General features: G+C 66.8%; 18 protein-coding genes and 1 pseudogene. 2 read left to right on the top strand and 17 right to left on the bottom strand.

Annotated elements, in window-relative coordinates; translation table 11 throughout:
- Positions 1 to 2 precede the first annotated feature (2 nt).
- The 13 genes and pseudogenes from urtD to KQ910_RS00720 all read right to left on the bottom strand — a co-directional run bounded on the left by urtD (position 3) and on the right by KQ910_RS00720 (position 10988).
- A complete protein-coding gene (gene urtD / locus KQ910_RS00665; protein ID WP_216955979.1) occupies positions 3 to 773 on the bottom strand; it encodes an urea ABC transporter ATP-binding protein UrtD in 771 nt (256 codons plus the stop codon).
- Entirely contained in the window at positions 770 to 1888 is a 1119-nt protein-coding gene (urtC, locus tag KQ910_RS00670) for an urea ABC transporter permease subunit UrtC (RefSeq protein ID WP_216955982.1), read from the bottom strand. The genes urtD and urtC overlap by 4 nt, the downstream gene beginning before the upstream one ends.
- A complete protein-coding gene (gene urtB, locus KQ910_RS00675; protein WP_216955986.1) occupies positions 1885 to 3498 on the bottom strand; it encodes an urea ABC transporter permease subunit UrtB in 1614 nt (537 codons plus the stop codon). The genes urtC and urtB overlap by 4 nt, the downstream gene beginning before the upstream one ends.
- Before the next feature lie 77 nt (positions 3499 to 3575).
- Complete coding sequence (gene urtA, locus KQ910_RS00680; protein ID WP_216955989.1) at positions 3576 to 4880, bottom strand: urea ABC transporter substrate-binding protein; 1305 nt, start codon at positions 4878 to 4880, stop codon at positions 3576 to 3578.
- Between the two features lie 91 nt (positions 4881 to 4971).
- Positions 4972 to 5544, bottom strand: coding sequence for a HupE/UreJ family protein (locus KQ910_RS00685; protein ID WP_216955990.1), 573 nt, complete (start codon positions 5542 to 5544; stop codon positions 4972 to 4974).
- A 25-nt stretch (positions 5545 to 5569) separates the two neighbouring features.
- Positions 5570 to 6193, bottom strand: coding sequence for an urease accessory protein UreG (gene ureG / locus KQ910_RS00690; RefSeq protein WP_216955993.1), 624 nt, complete (start codon positions 6191 to 6193; stop codon positions 5570 to 5572).
- On the bottom strand, positions 6190 to 6606 hold the full coding sequence (locus KQ910_RS00695; RefSeq protein ID WP_216955996.1) for a DUF3995 domain-containing protein: 417 nt from the start codon (positions 6604 to 6606) through the stop codon (positions 6190 to 6192). The genes ureG and KQ910_RS00695 overlap by 4 nt, the downstream gene beginning before the upstream one ends.
- Positions 6607 to 6614: 8 nt before the next feature.
- Positions 6615 to 7298 (bottom strand): urease accessory protein UreF, encoded by a 684-nt coding sequence (locus tag KQ910_RS00700; protein WP_229600284.1) that lies wholly within the window; start codon positions 7296 to 7298, stop codon positions 6615 to 6617.
- The gene (locus KQ910_RS00705; protein WP_216956012.1) at positions 7291 to 7779 is read right to left on the bottom strand and encodes an urease accessory protein UreE; all 489 of its coding nucleotides are present in this window, start codon (positions 7777 to 7779) and stop codon (positions 7291 to 7293) included. Before KQ910_RS00705 ends, KQ910_RS00700 begins: the two co-directional genes overlap by 8 nt.
- Before the next feature lie 2 nt (positions 7780 to 7781).
- Entirely contained in the window at positions 7782 to 9518 is a 1737-nt protein-coding gene (gene ureC / locus KQ910_RS00710; protein WP_439653325.1) for an urease subunit alpha, read from the bottom strand.
- Positions 9519 to 9584: 66 nt separating this feature from the next.
- Positions 9585 to 9827, bottom strand: a pseudogene (locus KQ910_RS27340) (urease subunit beta); the annotation flags it as partial.
- A gap of 11 nt (positions 9828 to 9838) precedes the next feature.
- Complete coding sequence (locus KQ910_RS00715) at positions 9839 to 10141, bottom strand: urease subunit gamma (RefSeq protein ID WP_216956016.1); 303 nt, start codon at positions 10139 to 10141, stop codon at positions 9839 to 9841.
- 52 nt (positions 10142 to 10193) lie between these two features.
- A complete protein-coding gene (locus tag KQ910_RS00720; protein ID WP_216956018.1) occupies positions 10194 to 10988 on the bottom strand; it encodes an urease accessory protein UreD in 795 nt (264 codons plus the stop codon).
- Between the two features lie 66 nt (positions 10989 to 11054).
- Between KQ910_RS00720 and greB the strand changes: the two genes are divergently transcribed.
- Positions 11055 to 11606, top strand: a complete 552-nt coding sequence (gene greB, locus KQ910_RS00725) for a transcription elongation factor GreB (protein ID WP_216956021.1) — start codon at positions 11055 to 11057, stop codon at positions 11604 to 11606.
- Here greB and pcaB read toward each other — a convergent pair.
- Genes pcaB through KQ910_RS00745 form a run of 4 tightly spaced genes read right to left on the bottom strand, consistent with a single transcriptional unit; the run spans position 11593 to position 15717 of the window.
- Positions 11593 to 12894 (bottom strand): 3-carboxy-cis,cis-muconate cycloisomerase, encoded by a 1302-nt coding sequence (gene pcaB / locus KQ910_RS00730; RefSeq protein ID WP_216956023.1) that lies wholly within the window; start codon positions 12892 to 12894, stop codon positions 11593 to 11595. The genes greB and pcaB overlap by 14 nt on opposite strands.
- A gap of 4 nt (positions 12895 to 12898) precedes the next feature.
- Positions 12899 to 13462, bottom strand: a complete 564-nt coding sequence (gene pcaG / locus KQ910_RS00735) for a protocatechuate 3,4-dioxygenase subunit alpha (RefSeq protein ID WP_216956027.1) — start codon at positions 13460 to 13462, stop codon at positions 12899 to 12901.
- A complete protein-coding gene (pcaH, locus tag KQ910_RS00740; RefSeq protein WP_216956030.1) occupies positions 13459 to 14163 on the bottom strand; it encodes a protocatechuate 3,4-dioxygenase subunit beta in 705 nt (234 codons plus the stop codon). Before pcaH ends, pcaG begins: the two co-directional genes overlap by 4 nt.
- A gap of 21 nt (positions 14164 to 14184) precedes the next feature.
- Positions 14185 to 15717 (bottom strand): alkaline phosphatase family protein, encoded by a 1533-nt coding sequence (locus KQ910_RS00745; protein WP_216956032.1) that lies wholly within the window; start codon positions 15715 to 15717, stop codon positions 14185 to 14187.
- 71 nt (positions 15718 to 15788) lie between these two features.
- Between KQ910_RS00745 and KQ910_RS00750 the strand changes: the two genes are divergently transcribed.
- Entirely contained in the window at positions 15789 to 16820 is a 1032-nt protein-coding gene (locus KQ910_RS00750) for a C-terminal binding protein (RefSeq protein ID WP_369408265.1), read from the top strand.
- Positions 16821 to 16839: the final 19 nt, after the last annotated feature.

Here is a 16839-nt window from a genome sequence, read left to right on the forward strand (position 1 = left end):
GATCAGCGCCCCAGATAGACTTCGACGACGCGCGGATCGGCGCTGACCTGGTCGAGCGAGCCCTCGGCCAGAGTGGAGCCCTCGTGCAGCACCGTCACCTTGACGCCGAGCGCGCGCACGAAGCTCATGTCGTGCTCGACCACGACGACCGAATGCGACTTGTTGACCTCGCGCAGCACCTGCGCGGTGGTCTCGGTCTCGACGTCGGTCATGCCCGCGACCGGCTCGTCGACCAGCATGAGCTTGGGATTCTGCGCCAGCAGCATGCCGATCTCCAGCCACTGCTTCTGCCCATGGCTCAATCGGGCGCCCAGCATGTGCTGCTGCGGGCCCATGCGGATGATCGAGAGAATCTCCTCCAGCCGGTCGTTCTCGGCCTTGCTCGGCGCGGCCATCAACAGCCGGTACCAGCTCCGCATGCCGGCCAGCGCCAGCAGGAGATTGTCGCGCACCGTATGGTTCTCGAACACGGTGGGCTTCTGGAACTTGCGACCGATGCCCAGCGTGGCGATGTTGGCCTCGTCGAGCTTGGTGAGGTCGGCCCGGCCGTCGAACACCACCTCGCCCGAATCGGGCCGGGTCTTGCCGGTGATCACGTCCATCATCGTGGTCTTGCCGGCGCCGTTTGGCCCGATGATCGCCCGCATCTCGCCCGGCTCGATCAGCAGGGAGAGGTTGTTCAGCGCCCTGAAGCCGTCGAACGAGACGCTGACGCCGCTGAGATAGAGCAGCGCCGACGTACTGCGTGCATGGGTGATGCCGGGGGCGTTCATGCCGCGGCCCTCGCCCGGCGCTCGCGCGACCGGCTCATGAGCTGGTTCCACAGGCCGACGACGCCCTTGGGCAGCAACAGCGTCACGACGATGAACAGGGCACCGAGCGCAAACAGCCAGACCTCCGGCAGCGCGCCGGTAAGCCAGGTCTTGCCGAAGTTCACGATGAAGGCGCCGATCACCGGACCGATCAGCGTGCCGCGCCCGCCGACCGCGACCCACAGCACGGCCTCGATCGAATTGCCGGGCGAGAACTCGCCGGGATTGATGATGCCGACCTGCGGCACGTAGAGCGCGCCGGCCACGCCGGCCATCGCCGCAGACAGCACGAAGACGAACAGCTTGTAGCGCTCGACCCGGTACCCCAGGAACCGCATGCGGCTCTCGGCGTCGCGCACGGCGGTCAGCGCCTTGCCGAAGCGCGAGCCGACGATGGCGGCGGAGATGACCAGGAAGATCGCCAGCACCAGTGCGGAGACAAAGCACAGCACGGCGCGCGTCGTGTCGGACTGGACGGAGTAGCCGAGGATATCCTTGAAATCGGTCATGCCGTTGTTGCCGCCCAGACCCATGTCGTTGCGGAAGAAGGCCAGCATGAGGGCGAAGGTCATCGCCTGGGTGATGATCGAGAGATAGACGCCGGTGACGCGGCTGCGGAAGGCAAACCAGCCGAGCGCCAGCGCCAGCACGCTCGGCACCAGCACGATCATCGGCGCGGCGAACCAGAAGCTGTCGAAGCCGTGCCAGAACCAGGGCAGCTCCTTGTAGTTCAGGAACACCATGAAATCGGGCAACAGGGGATTGCCGTACACCCCGCGCGTGCCGATCTGGCGCATCAGGTACATGCCCATGCAGTAGCCGCCGAGCGCGAAGAAGGCCGCATGGCCGAGCGTGAGGATGCCGCAGAAGCCCCAGACGAGATCGACGGCGAGCGCCAGCGAGGCGTAGCAGAGATACTTGCCGACGAGCTGGACCGCCCAGGATGGCGCGCGAAAGGCGCTGCCCGGCGGCAGGAGCAGGTTCGACAGCGGCACGAGGATGCCGACCGCCAGAACCAGCAGGACGAAGAGGCGCAGGTTGCGGGTCATGCCCTGCCAGAGAAAACGCGTGATCATTCGACTGACCGGCCCTTCAGCGCGAACAGCCCTCGCGGCCGGCGCTGGATGAACATGATGATGAACACCAGCACCAGGATCTTGCCCAGCACCGCGCCGGCATAGGGTTCGAGGAACTTGTTCACGACGCCCAGCGTCAACGCGCCGATCAGCGTGCCGAACAGGTTTCCGACGCCGCCGAATACCACGACCATGAAGGAGTCGATGATGTAGCCCTGGCCCAGGTTGGGACTGACATTGTCGATCTGGCTCAGCGCCACGCCGGCGAGGCCGGCGATGCCCGAGCCGAGACCGAAGGTCAGCGCATCGACCCGCGGCGTGCGAATGCCGACCGCCGCCGCCATCGGGCGGTTCTGCGTCACGGCGCGCATGTAGAGGCCGAGCGGCGTCTTGCGCAGCAGCAGGATCAGCGAGGCGAAGACGATCAGCGCGAACACCACGATCCACAGCCGACCGTAGGTGATGTTGAGTTGGCCCAGCTGGAAAGCGCCCGACATCCACGACGGCGCCCCGACCTCGCGGTTGGACGAACCGAAGATCGAGCGAATGGCCTGTTGCAGGACCAGCGACAGTCCCCAGGTCGCGAGCAGCGTGTCGAGCGGACGGCCGTAGAGGAAGCGAATGATGGTTCGTTCGATCAGGATGCCGATGGCGCCCGAAACGACGAAGGCGAGCGGCAGCGCGATCAGAAGCGAGACGTCGAACAGGTGCGGCGCCGACGTGCGGATGACTTCCTGGACGACGAAGGTCGTGTAGGCGCCCAGCATGACCATCTCGCCATGCGCCATGTTGATCACGCCCATCGTGCCGAAGGTGATGGCGAGGCCGATGGCGGCCAGCAGCAGCACGGAACCGAGCGAAATGCCGTACCAGACGTTCTGCGCCATCTGCCAGGCAGCCAGCGCCTGCTCGATCGAATCGGCGCCGGCCGTCGCGGCCGTCTTGACCTCGCCGGTGGAGGCGGCAGCGACGGTCTTGAGGACGCCCAGCGCATCACGGTCGCCGCGCTCGCGAACCACGGCGATCGCTTCGAGCTTCTGCGCGGGCGGAGAGTCGGCGGTCGCCAGCACGATGGCGGCACGCGCCTCGCTCATCGCGCGCTTGATGCGCGGGTCCTTTTCGGCGGCGAGCGCCTGGTCGAGGGCTGCCAGGGCTGTCGAATCGCGGCGCTTGAAGAGCGCGTCGGCGGCGCTGAGACGGGTCCTGGCGTTGGGACTCATCAAGGTGAGCGAACCGACGGCGGCTTCGATCGTGCCGCGCAGGCGGTTGTTGACCCTCACGCGGTCGAGATCGGCTTCGACGGCACTGCCGGCCGGCTTGCCGGAGACCGCCTCGCTGAGCGCCAGCTTGTTGCCGTCGACCTTGCCGATGACCGCGAGCTTGTCGGAATTGCGAATGTAGAGCTGGCCGGCTCCCAGGGCTTCAAGGATTGGTGCGGCACGCTCCTCGCCCGAGGCCGCCAGTGCGGTGATCGCTGCCTCGCGCTCGCTCAAACCGCCGGAGGTGAGATTCCCGACGAGGGTGGCGAGGTCGGCCGCGAGGGCCGCGCCCGCCAGGGCCAGCGACGCCACCACGGAAAGGAGGACCGAGAACGGCCGAAGAAAATGCATGTGCTGAGACTTAACCCGGGAGATGGAAACGGGGCGACCCGAAAGTCGCCCCGCCCTGTGTATCCTGCGTGTCGACCTTACTTGGCCGCCTTGCCGATGCACTTGTTGGCGACGGTGTCGAAGTTTCCGCAGTTCACGGGCTTCGTCCAGTCGGCCTTCAGGTTCTTGGAGTCGTCGAGGATCGGCGACCACGCGGCGCCCGGGACGAGGCCGGGGGTCTTCCACACCACGTCGAACTGGCCATTGGCCTCGATCTCACCGATCAGCACCGGCTTGGTGATGTGATGGTTCGGCAGCATCTCGGAGATCCCGCCCGTCAGGTTGGGGACCTTGATGCCGATGATCGCGTCGATCACCTTGTCGGGGTCGATCGTGCCGGCCTTCTTGACCGCCTCGACCCACATCTTGAAGCCAATCACGGAAGCTTCCATCGGATCGTTGGTCACGCGCTTGGCGTTCTTGGTGAAGGCCTGCCAGGTCTTGATGAACTCCGCGTTGGCCGGATCCTTGACCGACTGGAAGTAGTTCCAGGCCGCCAGATGGCCGACCAGCGGCTTGGTGTCGATGCCGGCCAGCTCTTCTTCGCCGACCGAGAACGCCACGACCGGGATGTCCTTGGCCTTGATGCCCTGGTTGCCGAGTTCCTTGTAGAACGGAACGTTGGCGTCGCCGTTGATGGTCGACACGACGGCGGTCTTCTTGCCGGCCGAGCCGAACTTCTTGATATCGGCCACGATCGACTGCCAGTCGGCATGACCGAACGGCGTGTAGTTGATCATGATGTCTTCCTTCGCGACGCCCTTCTGGAGCAGGTACGCCTCGAGGATCTTGTTGGTCGTGCGCGGATAGACGTAGTCGGTACCGGCCAGGACCCAGCGCTTCACGTCGCCGCCGTCCTTGCTCATCAGGTAGTCGACTGCCGGGATCGCCTGCTGGTTCGGCGCGGCGCCGGTGTAGAACACGTTACGCTGGCTCTCCTGGCCCTCGTACTGGACCGGGTAGAAGAGGATGCCGTTCAGCTCCTCGAACACCGGCAGCACCGACTTGCGGCTGACCGAGGTCCAGCAGCCGAACACCACGGCGACCTTTTCCTTCTGCAACAGCTCGCGCGCCTTCTCGGCGAACAGCGGCCAGTTCGACGCCGGGTCGACCACAACGGCCTCGAGCTTCTTGCCCAGGAGGCCGCCCTTCTTGTTCTGCTCCTCGACCATCATCAGCACGACGTCCTTCAGGGTCGTCTCGCTGATCGCCATCGTGCCCGACAATGAATGGAGGATGCCGACCTTGATCGTATCCCCCGCCTGCGCGAACGCGCTGGTCGCCGCGCTGGCCACCAGGCCGGCGGCAACGAGGCCCGTCCGCATGAGTGTTCCCAATTTCATCCCGCTCTCCTTGAACTTCGACGGTTCTCCCCGCCGGAAATCAAGGAAAGCGAAAATCGTGCCAAACCAGCCGATGCCCTTGGGGAAGGGATTAATTGGCGATCAGCACCAGCGCGCCGCCGGCCATGACCGCACCGCCCAGGGCGCGGATTGCGACGTCGCCGAGCGAGCGCCGCGCAACCCAGCCGAGCCCCAGTCCCGCCGCGTGCAACAGAGCCGTCGCTGCCACGAAGCCCAAGATGTAGAGGCCGGTCCCACTGGTCGGCGCTTCGATGGCGTGGGCATACCCATGGAACACTGCAAAAAGTCCGACGACGGCCATGGCCGCCACGGACGGAAGACGCACCGCAGCCACGATGAGGGCGCCGAGGACCAATACGGACCCGACGATGATCGCCTCAGCAAGAGGCAGTTTTATGCCTGCGAATCCGGCAGCTGCCCCGACAAGCATCATTGCGATGAAAGAAGCCGGCACGAGGTATGCGGCGGCCGGCCGCTTGACCGCCAGCATCGAGGCCCAGACGCCGACGCCGACCATCGCCAGCAAATGATCAAGTCCGGTGAAGGGATGAGCAAATCCGGACGTTTCGTGGCCCGAGTGAGCCAGCACCGGGGTCGCCACCATGACGAGCAGGGCCGCCAGGCGAATGGATCGAATGTTCATTGAATTCTCCTGTTTATGCGGGGACTCAGCCCAGCCGCGCCGGCAGGCCGCCTTGCCGGACGATGAAGGCCGCGATGTCTTCCAGGCCTTTGTTTTCCTTGAGATTGGAGAAGATGAAAGGCCGCTGGCCGCGCATCCTGCGCGCGTCGCGGTCCATGACGCCCAGGTCGGCGCCGACCAGCGGCGCGAGGTCGATCTTGTTGATGACCAGCAGGTCCGACCGCGTGATGCCGGGCCCGCCCTTGCGCGGGATCTTCTCGCCCGCCGAGACGTCGATCACGTAGATCGTCAGATCGGCCAATTCGGGAGAGAAGGTCGCCGCCAGGTTGTCGCCGCCCGACTCGACGAAGACGACCTCGAGGTCCGGCCACTTGCGCACGATGTCGGACACCGCCGCGAGGTTGATCGAGGCGTCCTCGCGGATCGCGGTGTGCGGGCAGCCGCCGGTCTCGACGCCCACGATGCGCTCGGGCTCCAAGGCACCGGCGCGAGTCAGGAACTCGGCATCTTCCTTGGTGTAGATGTCGTTGGTCACCACGGCGATGTCGTAGGAGTCGCGCATGCGCTTGCACAGGCGCTCGACCAGGGCGGTCTTGCCCGATCCGACGGGGCCGCCGACCCCCACTCTCAGCGGACCACGAGCGTTCATCTGTCCAGTTCTCCGGCCACCAGGGCGATGTATCCCACGCCGAGCAGGAGGCAGTAGGGCGAATAGTACTTCCGGTTGCGCGTGGCAAACGGCTCGATCGTGAAGTGCGCCTTCCAGCGCGCACTGAAACCGGCGATGCCGCGCGCCATGAAGATGCCGGCGATCGCATAGGTGCCGGCCAGCACCACGGGCTCGTGGATCCGGCCCATCACGTACCAGGGCCACAGCGCCATCGCAGCAAGCGCCAGCGCGACCAGAAAGCACTGCCAGGCCGGCGGCATGCGGCGGCGGCCGTCGCCGACGACGCTTCGCGCCAAAGCTTCCTCGCTGGCTTCCGGCCAATGGCTGCCCATGCCCCACATCGCATGGAGGACGGCGACGGCGCCGACGCCGATCGTCAGGAGAACAGCCATCAAAGCAGTCATGAGCGGAAGAGCCGTGTGTATTGGATTTCGTGACGGAGCGAGCACCAGTCGAGGAGCGGCGTCGCCGTGCCGACATCGTCGAGGGATTCGACGGCGACGGCCGCTTGGGCAGTGTCATGAACGGCAGATTCCAGGGCTGCAAGCGCGACCTGTCCGTCGGTCTGGCCGAGCGGCACGGCACGCAACGCGGCCGAGATGAGATTGGCGGTGAAGGCGTGGAGATAGCCCGTCAGCGCCTGTTCCAGCGCGATGCCATGGACCGCGGCAGCCAGCGCCACGGCGACCGGCAAGGCCAGTTCGCCCTCGAGGCGCCGGTGCGCCTCGTCCAGCGCCTGGTGCGGCCAGGCCGTCCGGGTGATCGAGAGGAACGAGCCGCCCTGCTGCCGCGATTCCAGCGCCATCTCGGCGGTGCCGCGCCAGGCGGCAGCGCGCTCGGCCACCGCGTCGAACGACGGCCAGTCGCCGGCGGACGCAGCCCGCCAGCCTGCTGCGAACAGGGCGCCGTCGACCGCGCCGGTCCCACGCCTCAGCACGCTGTCCAGCCAACCGACCAGCGAGGCACGATCCTTGATCAAGCCCTCTTCGACGGCAGTCTCGACGCCGTGGCTGTAGCTGAAGGCGCCGACCGGATAGGCCGGCGAGAGCCAGGCAAGCAGGCGATAGAGCGGGTCGCTAGCCATGACGCTCCGCATGCAGACCGCCATGGCGATGGCCGGTATCGTGATTGTGCTGGCCGTAGGCGCCGCCCTCCGGGTCGAACGGCACGCGCACCTTGCGCACCTCGGCGCCCAGCCCCTTCAGCATGTCGACGATGACGTGATCGTCGCGGATCAGGATGCGGTCGCTGTCGATCTGGGTCGGCAGGTGGCGGTTGCCGAGATGCCAGGCCAGCCGCGCGAACGACGCGGCGTCGCGGCCGCGCACCTCGACGAGATCCTCGTCCGCGGCCTTCACCTCGACATAGCCGCCTTCCTCCAGCTTCAAGCCGTCGCCCTCGTGCAGCACCACGGGCTCGACAAGGTCGAGCAGGAAGTCGAGACCGCCATCGCCCAGCATACGCAGGCGCCGGCGGTAGCGATCGTCGAACAGGAGAGTGACGGTGTCGGTGCGTTCCGCCACCGGCCAGCGGCCGGCGCGCACGACTTCGATGGCGCGCTTCATGGCTAAAACAGGAAGTAGCGTTGCGCCATCGGCAGCGAGGTGGCGGGCTCGCAGGTCAGCAGCTCGCCGTCGGCCCGAACCTCATAGGTCTCGGGATCGACGTCGATCTTCGGACAGGTCGAGTTATGGATCATGTTCTTCTTGCCGATCTTGCGCGTGCCCTTCACCGGCAGCAGCGGACGGCTCAACCCCCATTTCTTCGCGACGCCCTTGGTGATGGAGGCCTGGGAGACGAACAGCACCGGGCTCATCACCAGGCTGCGACCGAAGGCGCCGAACATCGGCCGGTAGTGGACCGGCTGCGGCGTCGGGATCGAGGCGTTGGGATCGCCCATCGGTGCCGCGATGATCGAGCCGCCGATCAGCACCATGTCGGGCTTGGCGCCGAAGAAGGCCGGCGACCACATCACCAGGTCGGCGCGCTTGCCGACCTCGACCGAGCCGACATGCTTGGCGATGCCGTGGGTGATGGCGGGATTGATCGTGTACTTGGCGACGTAGCGCTTCACGCGGAAATTGTCGTTGTCGCCCTTTTCTTCCTTCAGGCGGCCACGCTGCTTCTTCATCTTGTCGGCGGTCTGCCAGGTCCGGATCACGACCTCGCCGACCCGACCCATCGCCTGGCTGTCGGACGACATCATGGAGAAGGCGCCGATGTCGTGGAGGATGTCTTCCGCCGCGATGGTCTCCTTGCGGATGCGGCTTTCGGCGAAGGCCACGTCCTCGGGGATGGCGGCGTCGAGATGATGGCAGACCATCAGCATGTCGAGATGCTCGTCCACGGTGTTCACCGTGTAGGGCATCGTCGGATTGGTCGAGCTGGGCAGGACGTTCTTCTCGCCGGCGAGGCGGATGATGTCGGGCGCATGGCCGCCGCCCGCGCCCTCGGTGTGGAAGGTCGCGATGGTGCGGCCCTTGAAGGCGGCGCGCGTGGTCTCGACGAAACCCGATTCGTTCAGCGTGTCGGTATGGATCGCCACCTGCACGTCGTAGCGGTCGGCGACGCTGAGGCAGTTGTCGATGGCAGCCGGCGTCGTGCCCCAGTCCTCGTGCAGCTTGAGGCCGCAGGCACCGGCCTCGATCTGCTCCTTGAGGCCGGCGGGCTTGCTGGTGTTGCCCTTGCCGAAGAAGCCGAGATTCATCGGCAGGCCTTCGGCGGCCTGCAGCATGCGGCCCATGTGCCACGGACCCGGCGTCACCGTGGTCGCGAGCGTGCCGTGCGCCGGGCCGGTGCCGCCGCCCATCATCGTCGTGACGCCGCTGTAGAGTGCGTCGTCGATCTGCTGCGGGCAGATGAAATGGATATGGCAGTCGATGCCGCCCGCGGTGATGATCTTGCCCTCGGCCGCGATCGCCTCGGTGCCGGGGCCAATGATGATATCGACGCCGGGCTGGATGTCGGGATTGCCGGCCTTGCCGATGGCGACGATCAGCCCGCCCTTGAGGCCGATATCGGCCTTCACGATTCCCCAATGGTCGACGATCAGCGCATTGGTGATGACCGTGTCGACGGCGCCCTGCGCGCGCGTTCGCTGGCTCTGGCCCATGCCGTCACGGATCACCTTGCCGCCGCCGAACTTCACCTCCTCACCATAGATCGTGTGGTCCTTTTCGACTTCGACGAAGAGATCGGTGTCGGCCAGCCGCACCTTGTCGCCGACGGTCGGCCCGAACATGTGGACATAGGCCGAGCGCGAGATGCGCGTCGGGCCTTCGTTCGACGGCCCGACTTTCGCGATGGGCCCGAGCTTACCGCCCACCCGGCCCTGGAAGCCGTGGCTCTCGCGGCCGCCCATGTAGGGCGTGAGCCGCACGGTGCGCGACTGGCCGGGTTCGAAGCGCACGGCCGTGCCGGCCGCGATGTCGAGCCGCATGCCCTTGGCGCGCTTGCGGTCGAACTTCAGCGCGTCGTTGGTCTCGAAGAAATGGTAGTGGCTGCCGACCTGGATGGGCCGGTCTCCGGTGTTGGCGACCTCGATGGTGATCGGGTTGCGGCCCTTGTTGAGCTCGAGTTCGCCGGCGCTGGGGAGGATTTCACCCGGAATCATGGCGTGTCTCCTCAGCGGATCGGTGCGTGAACGGTGACGAGCTTGGTGCCGTCGGGAAAGGTCGCCTCGACCTGGATCTCGGCCAGCATGTCGGCGATGCCGTCCATCACCTGCGCCCGCGAGATCACGTGCGCGCCGTCGCGCATGAGGTCGGCGACCGAGCGTCCGTCGCGCGCGCCCTCGACGACGAAATCGGTAATCAGCGCCACGGCCTCGGGATAGTTGAGCTTCACGCCGCGCTCCAGGCGGCGGCGCGCCACGACCGCTGCCATGGCCACCAGGAGCTTGTCCTTCTCACGCGGCGTCAAATTCATCGACCGTTTCCCCCTGCCGGTTGCGCCCGACTATAGCGCGACCGGGTTTGCATCAAACATGCCAAACGCGAGGCAGCCGGCGACCACGAAACTCGGTGAGAAACCGGATGGTCGCGTGGCGCACCGCGGTCGCTTCGCCGAGCAGACGCGCGACCATGATGCCGTTCACGACGGTGACCCCCGCCCGCACCGCGTCTGCAGCCTCGAGCAGCGCGCGGGCTTTCTCAAAATGCGGTTGCGGCGCGTCCCACACGCCGATCACGGTCGCCAGCGCATTGGCCGTGCCGAAACCGGCACCGTCCGGCGTCTCGCCCTCGACCCGCAAAGTATCGGTCCAGGCGAGGCGGCCGGGCCGGCGCACCGACCAGGCATCGAGCAGCAGGCCCGAGGCGAATCGTTCGCCCGAGGCGCCACGGCCCAGCACCACCATTTCGCAGGCGAGCAGAGAGCCGCCCTCGACGACCTCGGCCACAGTCCGCCGCTTCAGCCGCGATCCCTCGAAGACGATGGTTTCCTGCGGCAGCCAGTCGAGCGTTGCGCCCTCGGCCACCCGGACGTCGACATCGATGGTGCAGGCAACGCTTCCACGGGACGCGCGATAGATCTTTTCCGCCGCCTGGGTGGTGGCGACCGCCTCCGCTCCCGGGCCGATCTCGACTGACATCCTCAGCGCATCGCCGCCCGTGACGCCCCCCGAGGTGGTGATCATCACGGCCTGCGGCGGTTCGCCCAGTTCGGGCTTGGGGAACAAGACCCGGCAGGGGTCGCGTTGATAGAGGTCGCCCAGGCGCGTTTTGCCGTCCCGCAGGTCGAAGGTGACGCGGCTTTCGCCGGACGCGCGCTGCATGCGGCCAGGCGAGGCAGGGGATGGGCTGGTGGTCATCGGCCCCGACTTGATAGATTAAGGATTGAAATGAGCAAGGCCTTCACCAAGGAAAGCGACGACGGCGACGAGGACGACCTGCCCGACGACGTGGGCGGACTGCCGGCCGGCGCGAAGAACTACATGACCCCGCAGGGCTTTGAGCGCATGCGGGAAGAACTGATGACGCTGATGCGCAAGGAGCGGCCCGAGGTCGTGCAGGTCGTGTCGTGGGCGGCCGCCAACGGCGACCGTTCGGAGAACGGCGACTATCTCTACGGCAAGAAGCGTCTGCGCGAGATCGACCGCCGCCTCCGTTTCCTCAGCAAGCGCCTCGAACGCTCCGAGGTCGTCGACCCGGCCAAGCGGCCCAAGACCGACCAGGTGTTCTTCGGCGCGACCGTGACCTACGTGAATTCGAAGGACGAGGAACGCACGGTCAAGATCGTGGGCGTGGATGAAGTGGATCCCGGTCGCGGCCATGTAAGCTGGATCTCCCCCATTGCCCGCGCCCTCATGCGGGCCCACGAGGGCGACGCCGTACGCATGCACACGCCCGGCGGCGAGGAAGAGATCGAGATATTGAAGGTCACCTACGTTTGAGGTCGGCGAGCAACCGGTCGACGAACTTGGGCGAGTAACCGAGGAGCGCCGCTTCGTCGGCCAGTTCCTTTTCGAGCCGGCCGAGCGCCTCGATGAACGAGCCGCCCTTGGCCAGCGCCTTCTCGACGAGCGCGTGCGCCTCGTGCTTGCCCATCTTGGCCGCCAGCAGGAAGGTCGCGCGCTCGGCGAGGACCGCGGCTTCGGCGGCGTCCATGTTGGCCTGCAGCGCGTCGGGCTCGATAACGAGGCCTCCGGCGACTTCGGCCATCGCCTCGACCGCGGAACCCAGGCACTCGACCAGCGCGGAGAGGGTTGGCCATTCGGCCTGCCAGCCGCCCAGCGCGCGCTCATGCTCCTGCGGCATCGCCGCCACGATGGTCGCGGCCAGCATCGGCGCACGCGCCGCCGCCGACAGGATGAGCGCCGCGCTGACGGGGTTGCGCTTGTGCGGCATGGTGGACGAACTGCCACGACCGGGGCCCGACGGTTCGGCCGCCTCGCCCACTTCGACCTGCATCATCAGCGATATGTCGCGCGACGCCTTGGCGAGCGCGCCGACGACCAGCGCACAATCCTGCGCCAGGGCGGCGACGCGAACGCGCTGCGTGAACCACGGTCCGGGCGGCAAAGTGAGCTTCAGCTGCCTGGCCAGCCCCTTCATCACGCGCTCGGCGGCCGGGCCCAGCGCCGTCAGGCTGCCCGAGGCGCCACCGAATTGCACGATCTGCGTTTCCGCAAAGCTCTCCGCCAGACGACGCTTCGCGCGATCGATGTCGGAGGCCCAGCCGGCGATCTTCTGGCCGAGCGCCAGCGGCGTCGCCGGCTGCAGCAGGGTGCGGCCCAGCATGGGAGTCGCGCGGTGCTTCCTTGCGAGACGGGCAAGCGCCGTAACGATGCCGTCGAGCGCCTTCAGCAACGGCGGCAGCGCCTCGCCGAACTGCAGCACCATCGCCGTGTCGATCACGTCCTGGCTGGTAGCGCCCCAATGGACGTAGTCGGCCGCCTTCACATCCCGCTGGCGCACCCGTTCGGTCAGCGCCTTCACCACCGGCACGGTGAGCGTCGCCGTGCGACGCGCCGCGGCCGCCAGCGGCGCGGGATCGTAGAGCGACGGATCGCAGGCTTTGACGATCACCGATGCGGCGCGCTTCGGGATCAGGCCCGCAGCCGCGGTGGCTTCGGCCAACGCCGCCTCGAAGCGCAGCATATGGCGCAAGGTCGCCAGGTCGGAGAAGCAATCGGCGGTCGCCGCCGACGAGCCCAGCGCGGAGACGAGACGGACGGTCATGGGCTCAGCAGTCGAAGAAGACGGTTTCGTTCGGGCCGCCGAGATAGAGCGGCAGCCGCCACACGCCCACCGCGTCGCGCTTGGCGATCAGCGTGGCGCGGCGCTCCGGTTCGACCAGATTGAGGACCGGATCCTCGGCCAGCGCCGGATCGCCATCGAAATAGAGGCGTGTCGCGAGACGATTGAGGACACCACGCGCGAACACCGAGATGTTGACGTGGGCCGCCTGCAGGCCGCCGGCCGGCCACGGTACGCGGCCAGGCTTCACGGTGCCGAACCGCGCGCAGCCTTGCGTGTCGGTGGACGCGCGGCCGTAACCCTCGAAGCCCGCATCGAGCGGCAGGTTGCGGCGATCCTCGGGATGGTTGTAGCGGCCGTGGCTGTTGGCCTGCCAGATTTCGAGCAGCCCGTCGGGCACGATGATGCCGTCGGCATCGTGCAGGGTCAGCGCGATCTCGATCCGCTCGCCCGTAACGCCCGCCGGCGCGAGATCGTGGCGATAGGCATTGACCACCGTGCCGAAATAGAACGGCCCGATCGTCTGCGACGGCGTCAGCGCGCGGCTCATGTGTTCTCCATCGGCGTGGCGTTGCGGCCGCGCAGCACGATGTCGAAGCGGTAGGCCAGCGCCCATTGAGGCTGCGTCGCCTCCATGTCGAAGGCCGCCTGCAGACGCGCCCGCGCAGCCTCGGGCACCGAATTGTAGATCGGGTCGAAGGCCAGCAACGGATCCTGCGGAAAGTACATCTGCGTGATCAGGCGCGTGGCGAAGGCGGGCCCGAACAGCGAGAAGTGGATGTGCGCCGGCCGCCAGGCATTGTGGTGGTTGCCCCAGGGATAGGCGCCGGGCTTGATGGTGACGAACCTGTAGTTGCCATCGGCATCGGCGCGCGCGCGACCGCCGCCGTAGAAATTGGGATCGAGCGGCGCGTCGTGCTGGTCGCCGGGATGATGGTAGCGGCCGGCGGCATTGCACTGCCAGATCTCGACCAGCGCCTCGGGGACCGGCTTGCCGTCCTCGTCGAGCACGCGGCCCTGGACGATGATGCGTTCGCCCAGGGGCTCGCCCATACGACGGCGCGTGAGGTCGTTCTCGACCGCATCAAGCCGCTCCTCGCGCAGCAGCGGCCCGGTGATCTCCGACAGCGAGTGCGGCAGCACGATCGCCGGCCTGGACGGCGAGCGGCTGACCGTGGATTTGTAGGCGGGCGACAGGTTGGCCGGGTGATCCTGCCCTGCCACGGGCCGACGGTAGGTTTCCTCTTTCATGCCGCCAAGCTTAGCGCCGGCTCAGGCCGCGCGCACCTCCAGCCCCTGCGGCGTGGCGCGATATCCCGTCAGCGTCCGTTCGGCAAAGCCCAGCCGCCAGTCCAGCATCTTGCGGGCATAGTCGGCGACGACCGCCGCATAGGCGGGATCGGCCGCGCAATTGACGAACTGGCCGGGATCTTTCGCGAGATCGAACAGCAGCGGCGGCAGGGCGGCGAAGTGCACGTACTTGAACTTCTCGTCCTGCACGACCGCCAGCGAGCATTTGTCCATCGGCACGCCCAGCGCCGATTCAGGCTTGCTGTAATGCAGGTCGCGGAAGTCGAACTCGTAATGGACTTCGGTGCGCCAATCGGCCGGAACCGAGCCCTCGCAGAACGGCAGCAGCGAGCGGCCGTCGCACTGGCGCGGCACCGGCAGGCCCATCCATTCGAGGATGGTCGGCATGGTGTCGATCGTCTCGGTGAAGCGCTCGACGATGCTGCCGCGCGTGGCGTCCGCCCCGGCGCGCGGATCGCGGATGACCATCGGGATTCGGTAGGATTCGTCGAAGTAGCCGATCTTGCCCAGCAGGTAATGATCCCCGCCCTGCTCTCCGTGATCGCAGGTGAAGACGATCAGCGTGTCGTCCCACTGGCCGGTCTCTTTCAGATAGTCGAAGACGCGGCCGAGGTGATCGTCGATCTCGGTCATCAGACCGCAATAAGTGGCGCGCATCTGCGCCACCTCGGCCTCGGTCATGTCCGAACCGAGATCCTTGCCGTCCTGGAAGAAGCTCGCCTGCTTCACGTTGTGCACATAGTAGTCGAGCAGCGCGTTCTGCCTGCCCTCTTCCGCCGGGGACGATGCGCGCACCGGCTTCGGCATGTCCTCGGGCCGGTACATCGAATTGTAGGGCTCGGGCGCGATGAACGGCGGATGCGGCCGGTAGTAGCCGAGATGCAGGAACCACGGCTTGCCGCCGCGGCCGCGCAGATAGTCGAGCCCGCGTTCTGTGAACCAGGCCGTGTCCGACAGCTCCTTCGGAATGACGGCCGGCCGTCCCGTCGCGCCGGCGCCCGGTGCGCCTTTCGGCAGCCAGATCTCCTCGCGGGTCTTCGGCATCTCGAAGCCCTGGCTGGCGACCCAGCCGAAATAGGCATCGCGGTTCTCGAACGCGCCAACCGAATGGAAGCCCTCCATGATATCGCCCAGCACGAAGAAGCGCGGATCGTTGGGCGCGGTATGGCGCGGATCGGGCGTCGTGGTCGTGTAACCCACCAGCGCGGGATCGTAGCCGCCGCGCCTGAGTTCATGCGCCAGATTGGTGAAGCGCGAGGACAGCGGAATCGTGTTCTGCACCGCGCGATGGTTCATCAGATACTGGCCCGTCAGCAGGCTGGCGCGCGCCGGCCCGCAGGGCACGGCCTGGGTGAAATGATTGCGGAAGGTCACGCCCTCGGCGCACAGCCGGTCGAGGTTGGGCAGCTTCAGATAGTCCGCGCCGAGCTTGGGCAGCATCAGCCCGCGCCACTGGTCGACGACGATCAACAGGACATTCTTGGGCGCAGGCATGTTCATTCACCGAGGTTGGACGGCCGCAGGATTGCGCTAGAGTGCCGCCAAATTGGAGGAGGAGACAACACGTGGCGCGTTTCAAGATCGTGACGACCGGGCCGGGAAAGACCGACCATTCGCTGGAAATGGAGACGCTCGGGCCGATCGGCGCAGAAATCGTCGAGGTTTCGGGCGACGAGAACGAGCTCATAAAGGCGGTCGCCGATGCCGACGCCATCTACGGCAAGGGTCGCCCGCGCATCAGCGCCAGGGTGATCGAGGCCGGCAAGAAGCTGAAGGTCGTTTCGCTGGGGAGCGTCGGCGTCGATTCGGTCGATGTCGATGTCGCCACCCGGCTCGGCATTCCCGTCACCAACGTGCCCGACACCTTCATCGAGGAAGTGGCCGACCATGCCATGACGCTGATCCTCGCGAGCTGGCGGCGCCTCGTGGTGCAGGACCAGATGGTGCGCAAGGGCGAATGGACCAAGGCGCGGCCGCACCTCTACCAGTTCCCGCGCCTCATGGGCATGACCCTGGGTTTCATCTCGTTCGGCCATGTCGCCCGCGCCGTCGCCAAGCGCGCCGCGCCCTTCGGCTTCCAGATGCTGGCTTACGATCCCTACATCGAGGAGCTGGTCATGTCCGACTACGGCGTGCAGCCGGTCGGCTACGACGAGCTGCTGCAGCGCTCCGACATCGTGAGCATGCATGCGCCCGGCACCAAGGACGCCCATCACCTGATGAAGGAACAGCACTTCCGCCAGATGAAGAAGACGGCGCTGTTCGTGAACACCGGCCGCGGCTCGACCGTCGACGAACCGGCGATGATCAAGGCGCTGCAGGAAGGCTGGATCGCCGGCGCCGGCCTCGACGTGCTGGAGACCGAGCCGGTGGGCCACAACAATCCGCTGCTCGGCATGGACAACGTGATCCTGACCGCGCACGTCGCCTCGGCGTCCAGCCGTTTCGATCCGGCGCGCAAGCGTCGCGTCGGCGCCGAGCTGGCGCTGGTCCTCGGCGGCAAGTGGCCGCGCGCCTGCGTCAATCCGATGGTGCTGGAGAAGTCCAAGCTGCAACGCTGGCAGCCCTTCTCGATGGAACGCGGCCCGGGCAACTGAGCCGGGCTGCGGTCAGACG

The organism is Reyranella humidisoli, from assembly GCF_019039055.1.
Lineage (GTDB): Bacteria > Pseudomonadota > Alphaproteobacteria > Reyranellales > Reyranellaceae > Reyranella > Reyranella humidisoli.

What these genes read in the sequence shown, in the direction of transcription:
- KQ910_RS00695 (WP_216955996.1), bottom strand. Translation starts at nt 6,606, where the DNA reads ATGGCTGTTCTCCTGACGATCGGCGTCGGCGCCGTCGCCGTCCTCCAT.
- KQ910_RS00715 (WP_216956016.1), bottom strand. Translation starts at nt 10,141, where the DNA reads ATGAATTTGACGCCGCGTGAGAAGGACAAGCTCCTGGTGGCCATGGCA.
- urtB (WP_216955986.1), bottom strand. Translation starts at nt 3,498, where the DNA reads ATGCATTTTCTTCGGCCGTTCTCGGTCCTCCTTTCCGTGGTGGCGTCG.
- KQ910_RS00705 (WP_216956012.1), bottom strand. Translation starts at nt 7,779, where the DNA reads ATGAAGCGCGCCATCGAAGTCGTGCGCGCCGGCCGCTGGCCGGTGGCG.
- KQ910_RS00685 (WP_216955990.1), bottom strand. Translation starts at nt 5,544, where the DNA reads ATGAACATTCGATCCATTCGCCTGGCGGCCCTGCTCGTCATGGTGGCG.
- pcaH (WP_216956030.1), bottom strand. Translation starts at nt 14,163, where the DNA reads ATGAAAGAGGAAACCTACCGTCGGCCCGTGGCAGGGCAGGATCACCCG.
- urtA (WP_216955989.1), bottom strand. Translation starts at nt 4,880, where the DNA reads ATGAAATTGGGAACACTCATGCGGACGGGCCTCGTTGCCGCCGGCCTG.
- urtC (WP_216955982.1), bottom strand. Translation starts at nt 1,888, where the DNA reads ATGATCACGCGTTTTCTCTGGCAGGGCATGACCCGCAACCTGCGCCTC.
- ureG (WP_216955993.1), bottom strand. Translation starts at nt 6,193, where the DNA reads ATGAACGCTCGTGGTCCGCTGAGAGTGGGGGTCGGCGGCCCCGTCGGA.
- KQ910_RS00720 (WP_216956018.1), bottom strand. Translation starts at nt 10,988, where the DNA reads ATGCAGCGCGCGTCCGGCGAAAGCCGCGTCACCTTCGACCTGCGGGAC.
- greB (WP_216956021.1), top strand. Translation starts at nt 11,055, where the DNA reads ATGAGCAAGGCCTTCACCAAGGAAAGCGACGACGGCGACGAGGACGAC.
- KQ910_RS00700 (WP_229600284.1), bottom strand. Translation starts at nt 7,298, where the DNA reads ATGGCTAGCGACCCGCTCTATCGCCTGCTTGCCTGGCTCTCGCCGGCC.
- pcaG (WP_216956027.1), bottom strand. Translation starts at nt 13,462, where the DNA reads ATGAGCCGCGCGCTGACGCCGTCGCAGACGATCGGGCCGTTCTATTTC.
- pcaB (WP_216956023.1), bottom strand. Translation starts at nt 12,894, where the DNA reads ATGACCGTCCGTCTCGTCTCCGCGCTGGGCTCGTCGGCGGCGACCGCC.
- KQ910_RS00745 (WP_216956032.1), bottom strand. Translation starts at nt 15,717, where the DNA reads ATGCCTGCGCCCAAGAATGTCCTGTTGATCGTCGTCGACCAGTGGCGC.
- urtD (WP_216955979.1), bottom strand. Translation starts at nt 773, where the DNA reads ATGAACGCCCCCGGCATCACCCATGCACGCAGTACGTCGGCGCTGCTC.